The 22,566-nt window shown below is 68.1% G+C and carries 17 protein-coding genes; 13 read left to right on the plus strand and 4 right to left on the minus strand.

Annotation, left to right across the window (positions count from 1 at the left end):
• Positions 1-24: 24 nt before the first annotated feature.
• The 7 genes from ACOQPP_RS08910 (at position 25) to ACOQPP_RS08940 (ending at position 6,205) form a co-directional block, all read left to right on the plus strand.
• Positions 25-573 (plus strand): helix-turn-helix transcriptional regulator, encoded by a 549-nt coding sequence (locus ACOQPP_RS08910; RefSeq protein ID WP_420636347.1) that lies wholly within the window; start codon positions 25-27, stop codon positions 571-573.
• Positions 574-925: 352 nt separating this feature from the next.
• Positions 926-1,474, plus strand: coding sequence for a helix-turn-helix transcriptional regulator (locus tag ACOQPP_RS08915; RefSeq protein WP_420636348.1), 549 nt, complete (start codon positions 926-928; stop codon positions 1,472-1,474).
• A gap of 338 nt (positions 1,475-1,812) precedes the next feature.
• Positions 1,813-2,361 carry a helix-turn-helix transcriptional regulator gene (locus ACOQPP_RS08920; RefSeq protein WP_419166750.1) on the plus strand — a complete coding sequence of 183 codons (549 nt, stop codon included), beginning with the start codon at positions 1,813-1,815 and terminating at the stop codon, positions 2,359-2,361.
• A 149-nt stretch (positions 2,362-2,510) separates the two neighbouring features.
• Positions 2,511-3,737 carry a hypothetical protein gene (locus ACOQPP_RS08925; protein ID WP_420636349.1) on the plus strand — a complete coding sequence of 409 codons (1,227 nt, stop codon included), beginning with the start codon at positions 2,511-2,513 and terminating at the stop codon, positions 3,735-3,737.
• Between the two features lie 265 nt (positions 3,738-4,002).
• Complete coding sequence (locus ACOQPP_RS08930) at positions 4,003-5,028, plus strand: hypothetical protein (RefSeq protein ID WP_420636350.1); 1,026 nt, start codon at positions 4,003-4,005, stop codon at positions 5,026-5,028.
• A 551-nt stretch (positions 5,029-5,579) separates the two neighbouring features.
• Positions 5,580-5,813 carry an AbrB/MazE/SpoVT family DNA-binding domain-containing protein gene (locus tag ACOQPP_RS08935; protein WP_419161353.1) on the plus strand — a complete coding sequence of 78 codons (234 nt, stop codon included), beginning with the start codon at positions 5,580-5,582 and terminating at the stop codon, positions 5,811-5,813.
• Positions 5,810-6,205: a PIN domain-containing protein gene (locus tag ACOQPP_RS08940; protein WP_420636351.1), complete on the plus strand. Its 396-nt coding sequence runs from the start codon at positions 5,810-5,812 to the stop codon at positions 6,203-6,205. Before ACOQPP_RS08935 ends, ACOQPP_RS08940 begins: the two co-directional genes overlap by 4 nt.
• A gap of 232 nt (positions 6,206-6,437) precedes the next feature.
• Here ACOQPP_RS08940 and ACOQPP_RS08945 read toward each other — a convergent pair whose 3' ends face one another.
• Together ACOQPP_RS08945 and ACOQPP_RS08950 are read right to left on the minus strand one after the other, a co-directional pair.
• The gene (locus ACOQPP_RS08945; protein ID WP_419165253.1) at positions 6,438-10,154 is read right to left on the minus strand and encodes an FG-GAP-like repeat-containing protein; all 3,717 of its coding nucleotides are present in this window, start codon (positions 10,152-10,154) and stop codon (positions 6,438-6,440) included.
• A 16-nt stretch (positions 10,155-10,170) separates the two neighbouring features.
• Positions 10,171-10,791, minus strand: a complete 621-nt coding sequence (locus tag ACOQPP_RS08950) for a hypothetical protein (RefSeq protein ID WP_420636352.1) — start codon at positions 10,789-10,791, stop codon at positions 10,171-10,173.
• 188 nt (positions 10,792-10,979) lie between these two features.
• Here ACOQPP_RS08950 and ACOQPP_RS08955 point away from each other — a divergent pair, with 188 nt between their 5' ends.
• Positions 10,980-12,647 (plus strand): M28 family peptidase, encoded by a 1,668-nt coding sequence (locus tag ACOQPP_RS08955; RefSeq protein ID WP_419165255.1) that lies wholly within the window; start codon positions 10,980-10,982, stop codon positions 12,645-12,647.
• Between the two features lie 72 nt (positions 12,648-12,719).
• On the plus strand, positions 12,720-15,488 hold the full coding sequence (locus ACOQPP_RS08960) for a TonB-dependent receptor (protein ID WP_419165256.1): 2,769 nt from the start codon (positions 12,720-12,722) through the stop codon (positions 15,486-15,488).
• Here the strand turns inward: ACOQPP_RS08960 and ACOQPP_RS08965 are convergent.
• Positions 15,439-18,048 (minus strand): prolyl oligopeptidase family serine peptidase, encoded by a 2,610-nt coding sequence (locus ACOQPP_RS08965; protein WP_420636353.1) that lies wholly within the window; start codon positions 18,046-18,048, stop codon positions 15,439-15,441. The two genes, ACOQPP_RS08960 and ACOQPP_RS08965, sit on opposite strands and share 50 nt — an antisense overlap.
• Positions 18,049-18,162: 114 nt before the next feature.
• Complete coding sequence (locus ACOQPP_RS08970; RefSeq protein WP_419165258.1) at positions 18,163-19,392, minus strand: STAS-like domain-containing protein; 1,230 nt, start codon at positions 19,390-19,392, stop codon at positions 18,163-18,165.
• Positions 19,393-19,528: 136 nt separating this feature from the next.
• On the opposite strand from ACOQPP_RS08970, the gene ACOQPP_RS08975 reads away from it, so the two are divergent.
• The 4 genes from ACOQPP_RS08975 to ACOQPP_RS08990 all read left to right on the plus strand — a co-directional run bounded on the left by ACOQPP_RS08975 (position 19,529) and on the right by ACOQPP_RS08990 (position 22,541).
• Positions 19,529-20,023: a nuclear transport factor 2 family protein gene (locus tag ACOQPP_RS08975; protein ID WP_419165259.1), complete on the plus strand. Its 495-nt coding sequence runs from the start codon at positions 19,529-19,531 to the stop codon at positions 20,021-20,023.
• Between the two features lie 20 nt (positions 20,024-20,043).
• Complete coding sequence (locus ACOQPP_RS08980; protein WP_419165260.1) at positions 20,044-20,604, plus strand: tetratricopeptide repeat protein; 561 nt, start codon at positions 20,044-20,046, stop codon at positions 20,602-20,604.
• Between the two features lie 125 nt (positions 20,605-20,729).
• Positions 20,730-22,094, plus strand: a complete 1,365-nt coding sequence (locus tag ACOQPP_RS08985) for an aminotransferase class I/II-fold pyridoxal phosphate-dependent enzyme (RefSeq protein ID WP_419165261.1) — start codon at positions 20,730-20,732, stop codon at positions 22,092-22,094.
• Between the two features lie 33 nt (positions 22,095-22,127).
• Positions 22,128-22,541, plus strand: a complete 414-nt coding sequence (locus ACOQPP_RS08990) for a DUF3224 domain-containing protein (protein ID WP_420636354.1) — start codon at positions 22,128-22,130, stop codon at positions 22,539-22,541.
• Positions 22,542-22,566 lie beyond the last annotated feature (25 nt).

The raw sequence follows: 22,566 nt of genomic DNA on the forward strand, positions 1-22,566 counted from the left end.
CGGAGAGAGACGAGAAGTCGAGAAATGACGACCCACAGCTTCACGTTGATCGTTGAAGGGGTGGACATCGACGATCCACAGGTCTTCGATGCCCTCTGCGAAGCCGGGTGCGATGACGCGACCATAGGAATCACAAACGGTATCCCGGTCATGGATTTCGACCGCGAAGCTGCGAGCTTCTGCGAAGCAATCTCCTCCGCGATCGCCAATGCCGAATCGGTCGACGGTCTCCGGGTGGTTCGGATCGCGGATCTCGATCTCGTGTCGATGTCCGAGATCGCGGCCCGCATCGGGCGCTCGCGCGAGTGCATCCGGCTGTGGGTGAACGGAAAGCGCGGGCCGGGCGGATTTCCGGCGCCCCTCAACAGTCCTCACCACCGGTACCGGTTCTGGCGCTGGCCCGACGTGGAGGGCTGGCTGAGGGGAGTTCTCGGAGGCGAACCCTGGTCATCCCAAGATCACCTGCGGGCGGCGATCAACGCGACGCTCGAACTCCGCCACCACCTCCGCCAACTCGATCCGCGGGACCGTCCCGACCTGCGCACACTGGTCGGCCCCGTCCTCGGCGGCTGACCCGTTCGGCCTCCGGTCGAAGAGGGTCGGTTCACAACCCGTACCGTCGGCGCATCACATGCCATGCGTTGATATGGTGTTGACACGACGCAACACCGTGGAGCATGATCAGGCTCCGGAGGCATCCGAAGAAGGATATCGAGAAAGCGCTGGCCATCGCCCGCAAAGCCGGGTGGACGGTCATACCGAAATCCTCCGGGCACAACTGGGGCGTGATGTACTGCTCGGCGACCCGGACGCGCCGCTGCCGGATGTCTATCGCGTCGACACCACGCAATCCAGGCGATCTTGTCAGCAGGATCCGGAGAATTGTGCGCCAGTGTCCTCACGGAAAGCAACAAGAAGTCGAGCGATGAAGATTCAAAGTTTCACCTTGATCATCGAAGGCGTGGACATCCATGAGCCGGACGTGTTCGACGCTCTCTACGAAGCCGGCTGCGATGACGCCCTGATTGCAACAACGAACGGAGTCCAGGTCATGGACTTCGGACGCGAAGCGGCGAGCCTCTACGAGGCGATCTCCTCGGCGATCGCCGATGCCGAATCGGTCGTTGGTCTCCGGGTGGTCCGGATCGCGGACCCCGACCTCGTATCGATGTCCGAAATCGCGGCCCGCATCGGACGCTCGCGCGAGTGCGTCCGGCTGTGGGTGAACGGAAAGCGCGGGCCGGGCGGATTTCCGGCGCCCCTCAACGACCCTCACGACCGGTACCGGTTCTGGCGCTGGTCGGACGTGGAGGGCTGGCTGAGCGGAGTCCTCGGAGGCGAACCGTGGTCTTCCCAGGATCACCTTCGGGCGGCGATCAACGCGGCGCTCGAACTGCGGCACCACCTCCGCCAACTCGATCCGCAGGACCGCCCCGACCTGCGCACACTGGCCGGCCCCGTCCTCGGCGGCTGACCCGCTCCGTCCCCGGCGCCTGACCCGCCTTCTTGCCTCCTTCGTGCTATCCCGTTGATACGGCGTTGACACGACGCAACACCGTGAGGCATGATCAGGCTTCGGAGGCATCCGAAGAAGGATATCGAGAAAGCGCTGGCCATCGCCCGCAAAACCGGGTGGACGGTCATACCGAAATCCTCCGGGCACAACTGGGGCGTGATGTACTGCCCGGCGACCGGCAGGAGTGTCTGTCGGAGGTCTATCGCTTCCACGCCACGGAACCCCGGCGATCATGCCCGCGACGTCCTGCAGGCCGTGCGCCGATGCACTCATCGAAGGACAGGAGAGGTCGATCAATGACGACCCACAGATTCACGTTGATCGTCGACGGAGTGGACATCAACGACCCGGACGTTTTCGACGCCCTCTACGAAGCGGGCTGCGACGATGCGACCATCGGCACCACGGACGGAATCCAGGTCATGGATTTTGCCCGCGAGGCGCCGAGGCTCGACGCGGCGATTCTATCCGCGATCCTGCATGCCGAGTCGGTTGAAGGCCTCCGGGTAGTTCGGGTCGACGATCTGGATCTGCTCTCGATGTCCGAGATCGCGGCGCGTATCGGGCGGTCCCGCGAGTGTGTCCGGCTGTGGGTGACCGGCGCCCGCGGACCGGGCGGGTTTCCGCCGCCGGTGAATGACCCCGGCAGCCGGTACAGGTTCTGGCGCTGGTCCGATGTGAAAGACTGGCTCAGCGCGGCGCTGAACGGGACCACCTGGTCTTCCGACGGCCATGTACGGGGGGCGATAAACGCAACGCTCGAGCTCCGCCAGCATCTCCGCCAACTTGATCCGCAGCACCGTCAGGACCTGCGCGCACTGGCCGGCCCCGTCTTCGGCGTCTGATCCCCCGTCCCAAGCGCCTGACCCGCCTTTCCCGGGCCCACGCGGGGAACCAAAACGCGGCTCGTCGGTCATACTTTCCGAGACCCTCACCGAGGAGCGGGGGATTGGCCGGAACGGCACGGAGAACGAGAAGAATCCGGAACGCGCTGGTGTCGGCCGCGACCGCGGGCCTGACGCTCGTCGCGACCGCCTGCGAGCAACAGCGACCCACGAGTATCGGCCGGGCCGCGACCAGAGAGACGTTGCCCTCGGGCATCGAGCGCGTCACGAACACGCTTCCCGACGATCCGACGCCGACCTGGACGCTCATCGAAGAGCTTCGGGTCGGATCCGCGGACGGAGACGGCCCCGACGTCTTCGGCGAACTGAGGGGACTGGTCGTGCTGCCCGATGGCGGATTCGCGGTGCTGGACTCGCAGGCGCAGGAAGTCCGCGTGTTCGCGGAGGACGGCTCGCATCGCGCCACCTACGGCGGTGAGGGAGAAGGCCCCGGCGAACTCCGCGGCGCCCACGGGCTCATGCTCGATCCGCACGGCCGCCTCTGGATCACGGACCCGGCCAACGGCCGCCTGTCGGTGTTCGATCCGGAGACCGGGTTCGTGGAGTCCTTCCGCCACAACTTCGCCTTCTACGCCTACATCTGGCAGGGTACCATGACGGCGGATGGCAGGATCGTGCGTCCTACCCTGCGCCCGCAGGGCTTTGAGATCTACGACCTGAACATGGAACTCGTGGAGTCGTTCTCCCAGCCCGACGACGGAAGCAGGGGGCTCTCGGCCCGGGAGGCCGCACAGCAGGGGGAAGACGCCACTCCCTCCAGTTTCGCCTGGCAGTCCCGCGACGGGAGCCGTTCCGGCTTCATGGGTGTCCCCTACTATCCCCGAAGCGTCCGGTACTACGATCGCGAGGGGACGGTCTGGATCGGCGCTCACGAGACTGACCCGGCCGGCTACCGCATCGCGCGGCGGCACCTCGCCGGGGACACGGCGCTGATCGTGGAAATTCGGAAACCTCACATCCCCGTCTCGCGCGAAGAGCGGGACGCGGCGATCGAGGGGATCCGGGAACGCCTCCGGGAGCAGGGTGCCGACACCGACCGCGACTGGTCGAAGATCCCCGACGTCAAGCCCTCCATCGTCAACCTCTTCACCTCGGCGGAAGGCGATATCTGGGTCCGCGTCCCTTCGACGGGCGAGGAGGCGACCTGGGATGTCTTCTCGGCGGACGGGACCTATGCCGGGACGGCGACCTCTACGGCACTCAATGCCCTGCCCTTCCTGCCGCCCTTAGTGCGCGACGACAAGTTCTGGGCCATCGTCACCGACGCGTTCGGTGTCCAGTACGTCGCACGGGCGATGATCACGCCCTCCGGCTGAAACGGGCCGCGCGTCGCCGGCTTCCGATTGGGGGTGGTCTCCGTCCCCCCGACATGCCTCATGCGACGAACGACATCGTCCTTCATCGAGGTAAACCCAGATAACTTTGACATAAATGGGCCGTATCTCTCTCCCTCAACAGGCGGTGCCGCTTCCCGGGAGTTGCAAGGAGACAGGCATGGTTCACAGACTCCGGCGTCGCACGCGGGCCAAGCGGACCACGCTGAACGATCCGCGACGACACGAATAGAGTGTGGGGACACATATGCTATTTCGCGACGTAGAGCAGATCCCGGATGGCCACGACGCCTACATCCGTCCGGGCGAGACCACGTTCCGGTGGATCGAATCCCACGAGCGCGCGGCGAGTGTCCGCGAGGAGCTGGAGATGCTCTTTGCGCTATTCCCGCCCCGGGGACAAGAAGCGTTGCGCGGCCGCCTTCGCAGCAAGCACCGAGGACAGTTCGAGGGTGCCCGGTTCGAGATGCAGATGTTCGGAATGCTGCACCGCATGGGACTGGAGCCACGCTACGAGGCCCCGGAGGGTGGGGCCGACTTCCTGTGCGAACGCTTCCAGGTGGAGGCCACCCATGTCCGGGGTTACGATTCCGGGAAGACCGACGCCGAGGAGGACGTCATTCTGCGGCTTCGGCTACACTTCGACACCAGCGAGACTCCCCTGGGCCTGTGGATCGGGCTGGAATCGCGCGGCAAGCTGGGCGACACACCGTCCGTCAAACGTCTGGTGCCGGGGATACACGACGCAATCAGTCATTTTCGTGCTGCCGGCATCCGCTCGCACTATTTCGATATCCATGGCATACGGGGCCTGTACGGGTTGCAAGATCGGCGACCAAACTGGGATGAGAATGGCTACGGATTGCCCGTATACCGACACCCAACGGAGGATTGGACGCTGTTCGTGAGCAGCATCCGCCACGCCTCGGAGGGCCATCGAGGAGGCATCCGCAGCTTCCCCTCATCCGCGATCCGCGACGACACAGCCGACCGAGTGCTGAACGCGCTCCGCGGCAAGGCGAAACAGATCCGCCAAACGTTCTCGCCGCTATACGTCGCGGTGCAGGTCGGTGGCTTGGGCTGGGATACGCGGGACACCGAGCGCGTCCATGCCTATCTCTCGCGCGACCAGTCCGTTGCAGGTGTGCTGTTGGTCCTGCACAACGCGCTCGGGGGACACGGCATGGTACAGCTCGTATCCCCCTTGCGGACGGATTCGCCATTCGAGGCGCTGCGCGAACCCCATTCCCTGGAACAGCTCCTCTCATTTTGAGGGACGCCCTCAGGTGATCGCGTTACCGCGCCAAGGCGGGCCGATCGTGACCTCGCGCGCGGGGCCTCAAGAGGCCATCGGCGTACACCACGCGCAGGACGGCACCGATTCGTAGCGGTTCTCCGCCGTTCCAGCGACGCGAACCCGTAGACCCGGCCCCGCGGAAGAGGCGCGCCGCACCGCCGTTCAACCCCAGCACGAAATCGAGCCAGCCGTCGCCATCGATGTTCCGCGGCCGCCGCGCCGCGCTGGTCTCCGTAGGCGGCGACCCCCGACTTCTGTCCCGAGACCGGGCGGCATCCGCCGCGGCCGTCCCCCTCCAGCCACAGCCCGCGGCCCGCGTCGTAGCGCGGCGCTTCCTCGTCCGTGGCGTAGAAGTTCTGGGACAGGAACAGATCCTCCCGTCCGTCTCCGTCGGCATCGGCCACGAGAAGCTCAAGGGAAGGCGCACGCACTGGTCGCGCGGAACGCTTACCTTGTTGCGACAAGCAAGGCAATACTGCACAATGTAAGGTAGGTGGATGTATCGTAAGGTAAATAGAGGTGCGGCCATGCTCGAATCCGCGGTAACGAAAAAGGGACAGACCACGCTCCCCAAGCCCGTCCGGGACACCCTGGGCGTACAGGCCGGTGACCGCGTGCGTTACATCGTTCTTGACGGCGAGGTGCGCATACTGCCCGTACGGCCTATTCATCGGCTGTTCGGCGTACTGAAGCACGATGGCCCACCCGTCACCGTGGAGGAAATGGAGCAAGCCGTAGCCGACGGAGCGTCTGAGGAATGATCGCCCTCGACACCAACGTCCTCGCCCGCTACCTGGTGCGCGACGACCCGCGGCAGGCGGAGTCCGCTCGCTCGTTGTTGGAATCGCTCACGACCGAACGCCCAGGCTATGCCTGCCGCGAGGTTGTCCTCGAACTCGTCTGGGTCTTGGAACGGGCCTACGGGGTTTCCCGCGAACGCATTGCGACGATCCTGCAGGAACTCGTGGCGACGCAGAATCTCGTTATCGAGGCCGCGGACGATGTGGCCCGAGCCGCCTTTCGCTACCAAGCGGGTGGCCCGGGATTCTCGGATCTGATGATCCTTGCCGCGGCGGAGCGGTCCGGAGCGCGGCCGCTCTATACTTTCGATCGGAAGGCGGCGCGACTAGAGGGTGTCGAATTGCTGCGATGAGGACCGACAGCGTCCAACTCGACGCTGGCCCCTCCCCGCCGACGCCGCATAACGTGTCGCCCCTCAACCGGCGCGGTCCGGGCAACTTGGATGGCACTGCGATGTCGCGAGCCATGCTCGGATCATTGGTAGGCAGCCCGTCGGACAGATCACCGTGCATGCGCCAAGACCCGAGACCGCGCAACAACAGAGCTTCACCGGTGATAGGCCAAGTCGTTAAGCGATTGCCCCGTCACGGCGGGCCGATCCTGACCTCGCGCGCGCCGGGGGGAATCTCGACGCGTTCGACCGCGCCGCCCGGCCACCGGACCTCCACGGCCACCGGATCGCCCGAGAGGCCCATGATCTGCACCGGGTCGTCGTGCGAGCCCGTCCCGGACCCCGCCCTCACCTCGCGGGCCGGGCCCAACCCGTCGGCGTACACCACGCGCAGGACGGCCCCGATTCCGTAGCGGTTCTCTCCGCTTCCAGCAACGCGGACCCGTAGTCCCGGCGAGTTGCCGCGGCCGCGGAAGAGGCGCGCCGCTCCGCCGTTGATTCCCAGCACGAAATCGACGCGGCCGTCGCTATCGATGTCCGCCGACGCAACACCCCGCTGGTCCCCGTAGGCGGCGACCCCTGACTCCTGCCCCGGCACGGGACGGAAGCCGCCGTGCCCGTCGCCCTCGAGCCACAGCCCCCGGCCCGCGTCGTAGCGCGGCGTGTCCTCGTCTGTGGCGTAGAAGTTCTGGGACAGGAAGAGGTCCTCGCGTCCGTCCCCATTGGCATCGGCCACGAGAAGCCCCAGGGACGGCGCGCGCTGCGCCTCGCGCGGGAGCGGCAATGCCTCGAAGCCGTCGCCTCGGTTCAGGAACAGCATGTGCCGGAGTTCCGTCGCCTCCAGCCGTCCCTCCGGCCGGGAGCCCAGCGCCTCCTCCAGATCCGCCTCCGCGTAGAGGGCGCGGGTCGGCATCCGCTCGGCGACGGGCGGGATGTGTTCGGCGAGGCGGCCCAGCGAGGCCAGCGGCGCCACCGCGCCGAGACGGTCGTCGCGCTGTGCCTCGATCAGGTCCAGGGTGCCGTTCAGATCCACGTCTCCGAAGTGGAGTTCGAGCGGCGCCCCAGGTGTCGGGCGGTATTCCGTGTTGTCCCCCCAGGCGATGGCCACGAGGTCCGGCCGGCCGTCCCCGTCGAAGTCGCCGGTCGAGATCCCGTTCCAGCGGCCGACATGCTCCCCGAGCCCGACCTCCGAGGTCACCTCCGTGAACCGCCCCCGGTCGTTCCGGAGCAGCCGGACGGGGCCCCAGTCGATGGAGAGTGCGAGATCCGGATCCCCGTCGATGTCGTAGTCCGTGAACACGGCCCCGGTCACCATGCCCAGGCGCTCGAAGACGGCGGCGTCTCGCCGGTCCGCCTCGAAGCCGCCTCCCGGACGGCCCCGGAAGACCCGCGAGGGGCCGGAGAGCGGATATCCGCCGGGCACGACTCGCGCGCCCGTGAAGAGATCCAGCCGCCCGTCCAGGTCATAGTCGGCGACCGCCAGGGCCCCCACGGACGCCGAGCCTCCCGGCACCACGCCGCGGTTGACCGGGGTCACGGCCACGCCACGCATGGCATCGGCGGGCCATTCGATCGACACCACGCCGGGCACGGCGGTCACTTCGGCGGGCGGAGCCTCGTAGCTCGACAGACCCAGCAGCACCCTCGCGACGCTCTCGCCCGGCAGCGGCACGAGCCCGGTCTGGTCCACGGGCGCCCGCGGCCCGGCCAGCGTCACGCGGGCCAGCGCTCCGCCGTCGTTCCGGAACAGCACGGGGGGCGCGCCCGCCCCCGAGCCCAGCAGCAGGTCGGGATCGCCGTCGCCGTCCAGGTCGTGCCACGCGACGCTCGGCCCCATGCGCGCCAAACGCAGGGGGAGCAGCGGCTGCCGCGTCACCTCGGGGAACGGCGGCTCGTCGTGGAGCGGGCCGAAGCTCTCGTCCAACTCGAACCACGGCGCCGCGCCGGCTGCCTCGGCCGACCCGGCTTCCCCCGCGACCGGCGCCACGGACGCCTCCGTCTGGAACACTTCGTACAGCCGGTCGGCGCCATCCACGCGGACGACCGACCGGCCGCCCCCGGGCCAGTCCACGCCGAGCGTGCCTTCGGCCGCCTCGGCCATCGCGAAGGAGACCAGTTCCTCCGACCCCGAGAGATATCCGCCCCCGGCCGCGATCTCCTTCGTTTGTCGCGGAAGTCCGAGCGTTTCCAGCCACACCGTGGCCCCGACCCCGGCCGTATTGGGCGGTGCCCCGACGAGACGGACAGCCAGCCGGGGCGCGGAGGCGTCGTTTCGGAGCAGCAGTGCCGGTCGGTCGAGGCGGTTGATGACCGCGTCCAGATCCCCGTCACCGTCCAGGTCCGCCAGAGCCGCGCCGTGCGAGACATCCGCTTCGGGCGCCACGCCCCACTCGCGCCCCACCTCCTCGAACCCCGCACCGGCCAGGTTCCGGAACGCCACGTTCGCCAGCGGGAGCGGACGGTAGAGGAGCGTCGACTCGCGCTGGCCGGAGAGGCCGGCCTCCCGGATCCGGATCTGCGTGTCCGCGTCCATCAAATCCCGGATGTGGCCGTTCGGGATCAGGAGGTCCTCGAAGCCGTCCAGATCCACGTCCAGAAACAGGGCCGACCACGACCATCCGGAAGCCTCGACCCCCGCCTGGCGCCCGATCTCCGCCCACGTCCCGTCCCCGCGGTTCGCGAGCAGGGTGTTCCGGTTCACCTGCTGGGCGTGGGAGGCCTCGCCCGGCGGCGTCTGCTCCACCCTCGACACCGGATCCTGTGTCTTCCGCGACCTCGAGTCCCGGGCCAGCATGTCGAGCACGAACACGTCGGCGTCCCCGTCCCTGTCGAAGTCGGAGAAGTCCACGGCCATCGAGGACGCACTCGTGGTCGGGAGCGCGTGGGAAGCCGGCAGCCGGAAGGTCCCATCTCCCCGGTTGATCCACAGTCGATCAGGACTGTGGAGATCGTTCGCCACGTAGAGGTCGGGGTCTCCGTCCGCATCCAGATCTCCGAAGCGGGCCGCCAACCCCCACTCCGCCGGGGCCTCCGCCAGCGGCTTGCCGTCCGCGTCGAGGAAGGCGCCGGAGGTGAACGGGACGTGCCGGAAAGCTCCGCCGCCCTCGTTCAGTTCGTTGAGGTAGAGTTCGTCCGGCTCACCCCGCTCGAGCCGGGCGACGCCGTCCGCCCGCCAGAAGAGGTCGTAGTGCTCGGTGAAGGGCTCCACGACTTCGAATCCCGTCTCCGTGCGCCGCACCGTATTGGGGAAGGCGACCTCCTCCGGGGTGAAGCGGTCGAGGACCGAGCGGCTCTTGTACCGGGTGAGATAGAGATCCAGATCTCCGTCGCCGTCGATGTCCGCCAACGCGGTGGACATGCCCCCGGGCGAGTCCAGCAACCCCGCGCCGGCGACCTCCGTGAAGCTTCCCGTTCCGTCGTTCACGAACAGGGACTTCGGACCCTCGATCGAAGTGAGGATGAGATCGCGGTCTTCGTCGCCGTCCACATCGACGAGCGTCACGCCGGTCGAGAACCGGTCCGCGGCCGCCATTCCGCCTGCGGCGGCCGCCTCCCGGAACCGCCAGTCCCCGAGATTGAGGTACAGGGCGTTGGGGCCCTCGAGCCGAGCCAGGTAAAGGTCGGGGCGTCCGTCCCCGTTTACGTCTCCCGTCGCGACCCCGGCGCCGTTCCCCCGCATCTGGTTCTCGATGAAGCTCGCGTCCAAAAGCCCGTTGGCGAAGTCCACGCCGGACCAGGAGAAAGGCACTGCGGTGAACCCGGCAGCGCCTCCCTCCACCGCGAGATCCCGCCACCGCGCGCCGGGCACCTCGCTCCACTCCGCAGGCTGTGCGGGGGCGGAGAAGTCGGCCGGCCCGCAGGCGGCGAAACCGGCCAGCGTCGTCATTGCGCGCAGATTTCGTCGGCTCACGAGGCGGGGAGGTCCCTCAGAAGCCGGAGAGGATGGCATCCGCGCGGCCCACGAGGGCGCGGTTCAGTGAGAGCCAACTCTCCACGGTGGCGGGATCGGTCCACGGCGAGGCGCCGGCCGGCGCGAGGCCCGAACCCTCGGGCCAGGGGTGGCGCCCGGCGAACTCCATGACGGCTTCGAAGGCGGCGAGCACAGTGGGGTCCACCTCGGCGCCGATGGAAGCGAGCCGCTCCGAGACGGCCCGCCACTCGCGCCGCGTCGCCGCGTCGACGGCCAACTGGGGCAGGCGGATCGCGCCCGCGAGCGAACCCGAGAGCGGACTCGTGCCCGCTTCGGCGGAAGCCCCGGGGACGACCCAGGTCACGATCTGGCCTTCAAGCCCGAAGCGCCGGAATTCCTGCAGACGGTAGAAGAGCGCCAGCGCGAGTTCGCGCTGCAGCTGGGCCGACTGGTCCGCGACCTGTGTGAGCCGCTCCAACTCTTCGTCGTGCCGCTCGGCCATGCCCGCGAGGATGTCCGCGGCCTCGCCATCCGCGCCCGGAGACCGCGCGTCGCCGCCCCACAGCAGGAATCCCGCGGCGGCGCCGACGAGAAGACCCGGAAGGAGGCCAAGACCCGCGGCCTGGACCGATTTCATATCTCGCAAGCCAAATCCACTCACAAGGGTTCAACCGCCACGAGATCACCGCGTCGCCGGCGGCCGGCGTCAGCGGCTTCGGGCACAACGTAACCGCCGTCTATGGCGGCGGCCATCTGAATTGTCTCACCTTCCCCGGCAGTTCCGACGCAGATTGCAACGCCGGCTCTCACGGCAGGAGGTACCCGATGTTCAGCCCCGTCCGTCCCGCCGCCGCGGTCGCGTGCCTCATCACCCTCTCCTTCCCGCCGAGCGCGTGGGCCCAGGACGGGACGCCGGCACGGGAAACCGCCCCCGCCATCGAATCCATCGCGGCGGCCGACCTCCGCGCGGACCTCTTCTTCCTGGCGGGAGACGAGATGCGGGGCCGCCTCGCCGGCTCGCCCGAAGGACGCCTCGCGAGCGCCTTCATCAAGTCGCGCTTCGAGCGGCTGGGGCTCACGCCGGCCGCTCCGGGCGGGTCGTACTACCACAACTTCAACGTCGTCCAGACCGAGGTCGGCGAAGACAACGGCCTCGTCGTCCAGTACGCCGATGGCCTCAGGATCTCGAAGGAGCGCGGCCAGGAGTTCTACCCCCTGCGCGAGAGCGGGAGCGGCGCGGCCGGGGGCCAGGTCGTGTTCGCCGGTTTCGGGATCTCCGCGCCTGAGCTGGGCCACGATGACTACGGCGGCGGGGTCGCAGGCAAGGTCGTGCTCATCCTCGATCACGAACCGGAAGAGACGGACCCCGAGAGCGCCTTCGACGGCCTCGTCACTTCGGAGGCCTCCGCCGCCTACCGGAAGCTCACCGCCGCGCAGAAGGCCGGGGCGGTCGCCGCCCTTCTGGTGACGGACGTCCACAACCACCCCGACCCCGGCAATTTCACCGCCGACGCCGCCGGATACTGGCCGGAGACCCCGCGCCGCGGGGGGCGCTACACGCTCGAGAGCCGCCTGAACCGGATCCGGATCCCCGCTGTCCGCATCTCGACGGCGCTGGCGGAGAACCTCGTCGCGGGCACCGGCCGCACGCTGGCGGAGTTGGCGCGTGGCGCGGAGGCCGAGGGCGGCACCGCACCCGTTTCCCTCCCCGGTCTCGAGGTGATGGTCTCGGCGGACGTGCGACGGGAGGTCCATACTGCCCGTAACGTGGTCGGCCTCATCGAAGGCTCGGACCCCGAGCTGAAAGACGAGTGGGTCATCATCTGCGCGCACTTCGACCACGACGGCGCCGAGGGCGGCGTGATCTACAACGGCGCGGACGACGACGGCTCCGGCACCGTGGCGCTGATCGAGATCGCGGAAGCCTACGTCGAGGCCGCGCGCATGGGTCGCGGACCCCGCCGCTCCGTCCTGCTCGCGGCGTGGGATTTCGAGGAGAAGGGACTGCTGGGCGCGTGGGCCTACGCCGAGAACCCGCTCCAGCCTCTCGAACAGACCGTGGCCGTCCTCAACATGGACATGATCGGGCGCAACGAGGAGGTCGTCGTGGGAGGCGGCCGCCGCTTCCGGGGGCTCGACATCCAGTCCTCCGAATCCAACGACAACGCGATCAACATCCTCGGGACCACCCGGAGCGACGACCTGCTGTCCGAGGTCCAGCGGGCGAACGGGGAGATCGGACTCGATCTGCGCTTCCGCTACGACAACCACCCGATCCAGCTCCTGCGCCGCAGCGACCACTGGCCATTCATGCAGGTGGGCGTCCCCGCGCTCTTCTATCACACGGGGCTGCACCCGGACTACCACCGCCAGGACGATATCCCCGAGCGCATCAACTACGAGAAGCTGGAGAGGGTGGTCCGGCTCGTGTACCAGACGAGCTGGAGCCTGGCCCAGCGCCCAAGCGGGCCGGCGACGATCAGCATGCGGTAGCGACAGGTGCCTGCGCGGAGTCAGGCGCCCCGCAGTCACGGCGACAGGCCAAGCAGGAACAGGAGAGGAAAAATGGTACGGAGAATCGGAGTCCGCGTCATGTTGTTCGCGACGTTGGCATGCCTTCCACGGGCCCTCGCCGCGCAGGGGACGCTGGAAGGGACGGTGCGGGACGGCGCCGGCCAGCCCGTGGCGGGGGTCGGCATCACGCTCTCGGCGCTAGACCTCACGGGCGTCACCGGGGCTGGCGGTGCGTACCGGATCGCCGGGGTTCCAGCGGGTGCCCGCGAGGTGCGGTTCGCCCGCATCGGCTACGAGACCCAGACGCTCGAGGTCGTGATGCGCGCGGAGGGGACGCTACGTGTCAACGTGACGCTGATCGAAGCGGCGATAGCGCTGGAAAGGCTCGTCGTCATCGGCTCGCGCGCCCGGCCCCGGACCGCGACGCAGTCGATGGTGCCGCTCGACGTCGTCCCGGTATCCGAACTCGCCAGCCAGGGGACGCCCGATCTCAGCTCGCAGCTGAGGAGGGTCCTGCCCTCCTACAACGTGGCCGATGAACCAATCAGCGATGCGGCCACGATCGCGCGCCCGGTACACATCCGGAACCTCGCGCCGGACCAGACGCTGGTGATGGTCGACGGCAAGCGCCGCCACCGCTCCGCCGTCATCGTCCTCTGGAATGGCAACGGCGTCGCGGACGGCGCCCAGGGGCCCGACATCTCTACGCTTCCGAGCATCGCGATGAGCCGGGTCGAGGTCCTCCGGGACGGCGCCTCCGCGCAGTACGGTTCGGACGCCATCGCGGGCGTGATCAACGTCGTGCCGAAGAACAACCGTTCAGGCGGCAGCGTGGAGGTGCGGGGCGGTCGTTACCAGGAGGGCGACGGCGACATGTTCACGACTGCCGCCAACGTCGGCCTCCCTCTGGGCGAGACCGGATTCCTCAGCTTGAGCGGCGAATTCGGCCAGTCCGATCCCACCAGCCGCAGCATTCAGCGGAATGATGCCGCCGCCCTGGCGGCTGCGGGCTTCCCCGTGCGCGACCCGGCCCAGATCTGGGGATCCCCGGAGGTGGACGACAACGTCAAGCTGTTCGCGAATACGGGCTACACCTTCGGCGGCGGCGTGGAACTGTACGGATTCGGCAGCTACCACACGAAAAGGGTCGAGGGTGGCTTCTACTTCCGGAACCCCAACACCCGCGATGCCGTGTTCAGTATCGACGGCGGAGAGACTCTCCTCATCGGCGATGTCCTCGACGCGCAGGATGGGGTCGTCGACGGCTCGGCGAACTGCCCCGTCGTGCGCATCGTGAACCACGTGCCGGACCCCGTGGCGATGGAGCGCGTCCGCAGCGACCCCAACTGCTTCTCCTTCCAGGAGCGGTTCCCGGGCGGCTTCACGCCGCAGTTCGGCGGGGACGCGTTCGACGCTTCCGCGGTCGGTGGGATCAAGGGCACGACCGCGGGCGTGGAGTGGGACCTGAGCGCCGGCTGGGGCACGCACAGGATCGACTTCTTCATGATGAACACGGTCAACGCCTCCCTCGGCCCGGACACGCCCACGGACTTCAAGCCCGGCATCAACCAGCAGCGGGAGTTCAACCTCAACCTCGACCTGCACTACGCGCTCGGCGAGCGGACCCACGTCGCCGGTGGCTTCGAACGCCGCGTGGAGAGCTTCGAGATCGTGCCGGGGGACACGGCGTCATGGGAACTGGGACCCTATCTGGAGCAGGGGTTCAGCGCCGCGTCCAACGGGTTCCCGGGGTTCGGCCCGCTCTCCGAGGGACGCTGGGACCGGCGCAACGTGGCGGTCTACGGGGATGCGCACCACGACGGAGCGGACGACCGGTGGCAGGCCGGCCTGGCGCTCCGCCTCGAAGATTTCGAGGACTTCGGGACGACGTTCAACGGCAAGCTGTCGGGACGTCTGCGGGTCGCGGAAGGGTTCGCGCTCCGCTCCAGCGCGAGCACGGGGTTCCGGGCCCCGACTCCAGGGCAACAGAACCTCCAGCACATCGGGACGATCTACGACATCACACTCATGGATCTGGTGAACAGCGGCACGATCCCGCCGACATCGGCCGTCGCGCAGCGCCGGGGCGGCATGCAGCTGCAACCCGAGACCTCGGTGAACCTGGCGCTGGGCGCCGCGCTGACCCAGGGGCCGCTGATCGTGACGGCAGATTACTTCCGGGTCTCGGTCTCCGACCGGATCAACCTGAGCCCCGACTACACACTCGAGCCGCATGAGATCGAGGAACTCATCGCCGAGGGCGTGGAGGGCGCGCGCAACCTGGCCAGGTTCCGCTACTACAACAACGACTTCTCCACCCGCAGCCAGGGCATAGACGTGGTCGCCAGCTACTCGCCGCCGGCCCTGAACGGGAATACGACCTTCAGCCTGCTGTTCAACTACACCGGCACGGAAGTCACGGAATACGCCGGAGAGGATCCGAACCGGCTGTCCGCCGGGGAGCTTCCGCTGCGCGTCCGGCAGCTGCGGGAGGCTCTTCCCACGACGCGGGGCAGCCTCTCAGCGACCCACCGGGCGGGCCGCCTGCGTTTCTTCGGCAAGGTGGGCTACTTCTCGGGCTGGTACGACTGGCTCGACGACCACACCTACGGGGGCAAGGCCCTCGTGGACGCCGAAGTGGCGTACACGCTCGCCAATTCCGTGACCCTCACGGTGGGCGCCGAGAACCTCTTCAACACGTTCACGGACATGAATCCGGGCGCCGCGGCGAACGTGGGGAATCTGTACAGCCAGCAGTCGCCGTTCGGGTTCAACGGCGGTCTGTACTACGTCCGCGCCAGCTACGCCTTCGACTGGTGATCCCGCGCGCTACGGCCTCGAATCCCCCTCCGACGTGGCGCGGGGTTCGGGGCCTGTCCCCCTTCACGTAGCGGTCGAACCAGTCGATCCAGCGCGCCCACATGTCGAGGTTGTTCTCGATCGCGCGCGGCGTGTGCGACTCGAACGGATACTCGAACAGGGCGGCGGTCTTCCCGAGCCCGGTAAGAGCCTGGATCATTCGCCTCGACTGTATGGGATACGTGCCCGAGTTGTTGTCATCCGCCCCGTGGTACATGAGCAGCGGCGTGTTGATCTGGTCCGCCTTGAAGAACGGGGACATCTCCATGTACACGTGCGGCGCCGCCCAGATGTCGCGCGGCTCGGCCTGGAACCCCATCGGCGTGAGCGACCGGTTGTAGGCGCCGTCCCCCGCGATCCCCGCCTTGAAGAAGGGCGTGTGCGCGAGGAAGTTCGCCGTCGCGAAGGCGCCGTAGCTGTGGCCCCCGTGCCCGATCCGGTCCATGTCGATCACCTCGAGCGCATCGACGGCGCGGATCGCGGCGTACATCCCGTCGACCATGTTCGAGATGTAGTAGTCGTTGTAGTTCTCCCCGACGATCGGGATGTCGGGATAGACCAGCGCGTACCCCTGGGTCAGCCAGATGTCGGACCAGCGCAGCCAGGTCAGGTGCGTGTGCGCGTTGTAATTGCGCGCGCGGATCGTCGCGTTCTCGAAATCGTCCTCGCTCCGGTACTCGCGTGGATAGGTCCAGAAGATGGCGGGCACCCGCGTGCCCTCGACGTAGTCGGCAGGCAGCGACACCCGCCCCTGAATCTCCAGGCCGTCGCGACGCGCGAACTCGAAGTCGATGCGGCGCGCGGCGGTCAACCGAGGGAACGGATCCACGTTCCGGGTCAGATTCTCCATCCCGCCGTCTCGCGTCCACATGTAGCTGTCCGGGAAGGTGTTCCTCCCCTCCCGGCCCACGATCATGCGCTCCAGATCGGCGTCGAGCGGCACCAGCGGCTGGTCGAAGCTGTCGCGCGAACCCTCGAACAACCGCTCCGTGGCCCCATCCGCGATGGACAGGCGGTCGACGAAAGGCTGCGGCCGGAAGTCCTCCTTCCACCCGTCCCCGCGCAGGTAGACGCTCCCCCCGCCGGAGGACATCCACGCGTACTCGATCCCGTTCCCGGTCCGGGCCGTGAGGAGGTCGCCCGGCAGTTCGACCGCGTCGCCGGGGTCGTGGAACGGGACGAGGGCGCTTCCCTCCGCGTCCCCGACTCCCAGCGCGTAGTGCACCAGCGCGGCCTCGTCGTCCCGGCGCACCGAGGCGAAGGCGTGGCCGCCGTCCGCGGAATAGGTGACGCCCGAGATCCGGTCGTTGCTCGTCGCCACCATCTCCGAATCTCCGTCGCCGAACGGGGCGCGCAGCAGCATGATGCGGTCGGGGCGTTCGTCCTCCCCCTCGTCGCCGTCCTCGCCGTCCTCGGCTTCCGCGCGGTGCAGGTAGGAGATCCCGCTTCCGTCCGGACGCCACGCCCGGTCTCGCGGTCCGTTGTCCGGGCCGCCGCCGGAGCCTTCCCGCAGTTCGCGCTCCTCGAGCGTGGCGAGTACGTCACCGCTGCCCACCTCCATCACCTCGGTCACGCGCGGGAATCCGGTGTAGCTCGCGATGTAGGAGAAGGGACGCGCGAGGCGCAGCGCCATCACGTGACGTCCGTCGGGACTCAGCGACAGCGACTCGTACATGCCCGGCTCGCCGATCGTCCGCGCGGGCCGGCCGGGCGCCAGCTCGACGATCCGGCTCCGCGTGTAGTACTCGAACAGATCGCCGCCGTGCTCGTCCTCGAGCAGAAAGGGCATCGTGCGCGTCGGCGTGGCCGTCCCGCGCGTGTGACGGATGGTGGGCCCCGAGGGCAGCGCCGGAGCCGGCGGGGCGGCTCCGCGGTCCGCCGGCGCCGCGAGCGCGAGGATCGAGCCCGAGGGCGTCCACTGCAGCATGCGCGATGGCCCTGATCCCTGTCCCCGCGACGATGTCCCGATCGTCGCGATCACGCGCGCGTCGCCGGCCGGCGTCACGCTGCCGTCGCTCGTGTCGGCGATCCAGACTTCGGTGCGTTCCTCGAGGTGCGCGAGGAATGCGAGCCGGGAGCCGTCCGGCGACCACATGAGGTCGCTCACGAAGCTGCCTTCGGGCAGTTGCACGTCGGTGAAGGCGCGCTCGCTCAGCGAGTAGAAGCGAAAGCCGTACAGGCCGTAGATGTCGAGGTGCCATGGGCGGTCGGTGCGCGCCCGGATCTCCAGCATCCCGAGGCGCAGCGTCTCCTCCCCCACCTCCGCGAGCGTCGAGAGTTCCGTCGAGAGCGGGACGACGAAGTGGTCGCCGTCCGGACTGATGTGGTCCAGCGTGGCGTGATTGGGGTCGGTCGCGAACAGATCCTGCACGGTCTGGTCCGGGAGGATGTACCCGGACGGAATGTCCAGCTCCTGCACCTCGTCGGGCGCATTCTGGGCGGCGAGCGGGGGCGCCGATGACACTGCGATCGTCAGGGAGAGCGCCGGCAGGGCGCAACGAAGACGACGGAAGACCCTCATGGTCTGGCTCCTGGGCGGGGTGGGAGGCCTGTAAGCCCAAGCTGGACCGCCCGAACGACCCTCCGCAAGCGGCTGCGGCCCGATGTCGATGGCGTCGTGGGCAAGCCGCAGGTGTCAGCGGTCTTCGGCTTCCTGATGCGCACGCTGGAGGATCGCCCGGTCGAGCACCGACTGGACCGATGGGCCCACACCTCGCAGGCGGATCGCGCTCATGAATCGCAGGGCCCCTATTCGTACGAAGAGTTTGCCCAGGAACTCATCGGCAAAGCTGCTCGAAACCACGGATATGCCGTCGAAATCAACGTTGGCCGGGTATCCCGGGTACATCGACATGAGGTTCTCGAGCTTGGCCCGGGCCAGTCTCCCGGCGGACCTCGACCCGACCGAACCGGCTTCGTGCCTCACGACGAAGTTGAGCACGTCGTCTGTCTTGTCTTCGTAGCGATTCTCCACATAATCGCCTGTGTCCAGCCGATCACCTGCCCCAAGAGCGCGCCATAGCGCTTCCGGATCCGAGTAGTCCAGCCGGACAACCACGAGCGTGCCGACGACGGGGATCGTCTCCTCACGGGTGCCGAAATCGGAACCGATACTCGCGTAACCGGAGTGGATCGCGAAGCGCCCGGTACCCACCCGTGACACCTGATGAGTGCCGAACAGGCCGTTCCCCTGCCCGAGATCCTTGTCTCTTGTGATACCGCGCTCGATGGAGAGGTCGAGAGCCTCCGCGTCGGACATCCCGGCCCTCGTCGTCCTCATGGTTTCGGGGATTCCTTGCCCCGCATCGGCGACAACGAACTCCACCTGCTGCTTCTTGGGGTACTGGCTCAGTTGCACAACTCCGCCCTGCGCCGAGTCGGCATGCTGAAGCACGTTGTCGGTGATCTCGTTCACCGTCCACTCGAACGCTGCCAGATTCGGACGCGTCAGGTCCGCGGGAGAGGAGAGCACCGCATCAACGATTCGGTTCACGATGTCGTCCTGCTCGGCAGGCGAGGTAAACCGCCGCGCCGGCATGACGTGGGTCGGTTCCCACGTCGATCTCTCGAACTTCTGCGGAGCCGCCATGTGCGCCCAGTTGGCGTTGAAGAACAGCCGTCGCAAGCGACGATCCGCCGGGCGAATCAGAGAGAAATTCGCGTCCTGTTCGTCCCGCAGGCGGGCACACGCCGCCAGCACTGCGAGCATCGGACCGGGGAAAGCGCTGGTCGTCCCGGAAAAATCCAGCGTGATGTCCGTGAACCCCTTGTCGCTCGTAACCTGGTGTACCGCCGCGAGAACGCGCCGGAACGAACCCAGGTTCAGGTCGCCCGCGATCCGAACCCGGCCGCCGTCACGATCCACCTGTAGACTGCTCGGATTCATGGCACCAATGTGGGAGGATGACCGGTCAACCCTGTGGCGGATTGGAACCGGCTGCGAATTTTGGGATTACCCGGGCCCGGGTCAACCTGCTGAGTCGAACTATGACAGGACGGACATGAAGAACCTGGTGAAGCTCTGCGCATCTCTCGGCGTCTGGTTGTGCCTCGGGTGCCAGCCGGAGGCTGCGCCGCTCACTGAAACGCATGCCTCGGCAATCCGCGACAGCGTGGCGGGCGCGCTGGATCGTTTCCGGGACCTCGGGGCGGCGGCGGACTGGGAAGCCGTCGGTGACTTCTATTCGGAGTCGCCGGCGTTCCGCTTCCATGAGAACGGGGAGTTGCGCTACCCGACATCCGCCGACGTGCGCGCGGCCCTCGCCGAATTTCCGCCGGGGATGCGCGCGGAGACGACGTACCGGGACACGGAGATCGAGGCGCTGGCGCCGGGACTCGCCCTCGTTCACGCCCTGTTCGAGAGCACTTTTTCGGGGGACGGCGGGTTCGGATTCAGTTTCGGCGGGGCCGTGACGATGCTGTGGGCGCACGAAACCGGTGGGTGGCGGATCCTCAACGGCCACTCTTCGGCGCCCGTGCCCCGCGAGGGGTGGTAACTGGTGGCGAGCCGCTAGACATGGTCGCTGCCGAAGCGACCGATGGTCCCCGGGAAGCCGTCGAGTCGCTGGTCCAGCGGGGGATGGCCGCACGGCGAACGCGCCGTCCCGGTGAGGCGATGCGGCACATGAAGACGGCGGTCGCGCTGGCCCGGCGGCACGACGATCCCGTGGCGCTCGCCCGCGCCCTGCACGGCCGGGCAAACGTCGAACGCGACCGGGGACGGCGCGACATCGCCCTCCGGCTCTACCGGGAGGCGGTCCCCCTCTGCCGGCGGGGGGACGACCCGCTCGTCCTCGCCCACACCGTGCGCCATCTGGGCGACGTGTTGCGGGAGATGGGCGATCTCGAGGGGGCGGAGCCGTGTTACACCGAGGCACTGGTCCTTTACCGGGCGCACCCATCGCCCCCGTTGCTCGACGTCGCCAATGCGATCCGACGTATGGCCATCCTCAGGGAGACGCGCGACGAGCGCGAGCAAGCGCGGGCACTGTGGCGGGAGGCCCGCGACCTGTACCGCAAGGTCGGCATCGAGGCCGGCGTGTCGGAGAGCTCGGCCCACCTCGAGCATCTCGGCTGAGCCGCGCCGGCGTCCGCCCCCCCGCCGCCTTGCCAGATCGGCACGTTTCGCCCACCCTGATTCGGAAACAATCGGGACAACGGGTCGCAACGCCGCCACCGGGAAAGTCGAAGGAGGACTCGCAAATGCTGCGGAATCACGGGCTGAACCGTCGGGCGTTTCTGAGGAGCACCGGAGCCACCGCCGTACTGGGCGCCGTCGGCGCGCGTTCGGCGCTCGCGAGCGAGGTGGCCGCGACCGCTGTCGCCCCGACCGGGCTCGGCGCCGCCCGCGAGGACTTCGACTTCGACGAGATCTACGACCGCCGCGGCAGCGACTGCGTCAAGTGGGACCGCGCGATCGAGCAGTACGGCCCGGAGATCGAGGTCGGCATGGGCATCGCCGACATGGACTTTCGCGCCGCGCCGTGCATCACGCAGGCGATCGCCGAGCGCTGCAGCCATGAGAACTGGGGCTACCAGCACCGCGACAGTTCCTTCACGGACGCGGTCGTGGCCTGGAACCAGCGCCGCTACGACCTCGACATCGACCCCTCGACCATCGTCTGGACGTCGGGCGTCCACCCCGGGATCATCGCCGGACTTCACACCTTCGCCCCTCCCGGCAGCCGGGTCCTCCTGACGACCCCCACCTACAACGGCTTCTACTCGGACCTGCGCTTCACGCGCACGATCGCCGAAGACAGCGAGATGAAGGTGGTCGGCGGCCGCTACGAGATCGACTGGGAGGACTTCGAGCGCCGGGTGCAGCGGGTGCACGCCTTCATCCTCTGCAATCCCCAGAACCCGACGGGGAACTGCTGGTCGGCGGAAGACATGACGCGGATGGGCGAGATCTGTCTCGAGCACCGCGTGCCGGTGCTCTCCGACGAAATCCACTGCGATTTCGTGACGAAGGGACAGAAATACACGCCGTTCGCCAGCCTCGACCGGAGGATCGCCGACAACAGCGTCACCTTCAAATCCAACAGCAAGACCTTCAGCCTCGCCGCCAACAAGGTCGCCTGGTACTTCTCGACGAACCCCGCCTTCATGGAGCGCCTGCGCCCGTACACGCGAGCGGATCTGAGCACGATCGGGATGGTGGCCGCCCGCGCCGCCAACAACGAGGGCGAGGAATGGCTCGACCAGCTCCTCGTCTACCTCGACGGCAACCACGACCTCACGGAGTCCTACATCGGCGAGAAGATCCCCGGCGTAGAGTACACGAAGGCGCAGGGCACCTTCCTCGCGTGGCTCGACATGAGCGGGCTGATGGACCGCATCGACGCGCAGGGGCAGGCGGACTACGAGAATCGCACCGCCGCGCAGCCGGTCGATCCCGAGACGATCCTCCAGCGCTGGCTGGCCGGGAACGCCCGCATCTATCTCAACAACGGGCCCAGCTACGGGACCGGCGGCGAGGGGCACATGCGGATGAACATCGCGACCTCGCGGCAACTCGTGCAGCGCGCCCTCGACAACCTGTCCGGCGCCATCGCGGCTCTGTAGACCGCGGCGCCATAGACGGGTTCGGAGCCTGACATGACGCGCGCCGCCGCCTCGTTCGACGTCACGGGCTGGGACCAGGGCGAACCCGAGTCGGAAGCCGGAGGTCCCACCCTCTCGAGTGCGGTGGTCCGCAAGCACTTCGACGGGGACCTGGTCGCCGAGAGCGAAGCCCGGCTGATGATGTGCCAGGCCGACACGAGCGACATTTCGGCGGGCGCGGGCTACATCGCGAGCGAAGTCGTGCGGGGGTCGCTCGCGGGGAAACAGGGCACGTTCGTGATGCAGCACTGGGGCCTGAGCGCGGGCGGGCGCGAGCAGACGGGCGGGCACGTCGTGCCCGGCTCCGGAACCGGCGATCTGAAGGGGCTGACGGGCTCCGTGGAGATCTCGGTCGACGGCGCCGGCGCGCACACGCTGACGATTGACTACGAACTCCCGGACGGATGAACGGCATGTCGAGCGCCATGCGCGA

Source organism: Candidatus Palauibacter sp., from assembly GCF_965222475.1.
In the GTDB taxonomy this organism is placed as follows: domain Bacteria; phylum Gemmatimonadota; class Gemmatimonadetes; order Palauibacterales; family Palauibacteraceae; genus Palauibacter.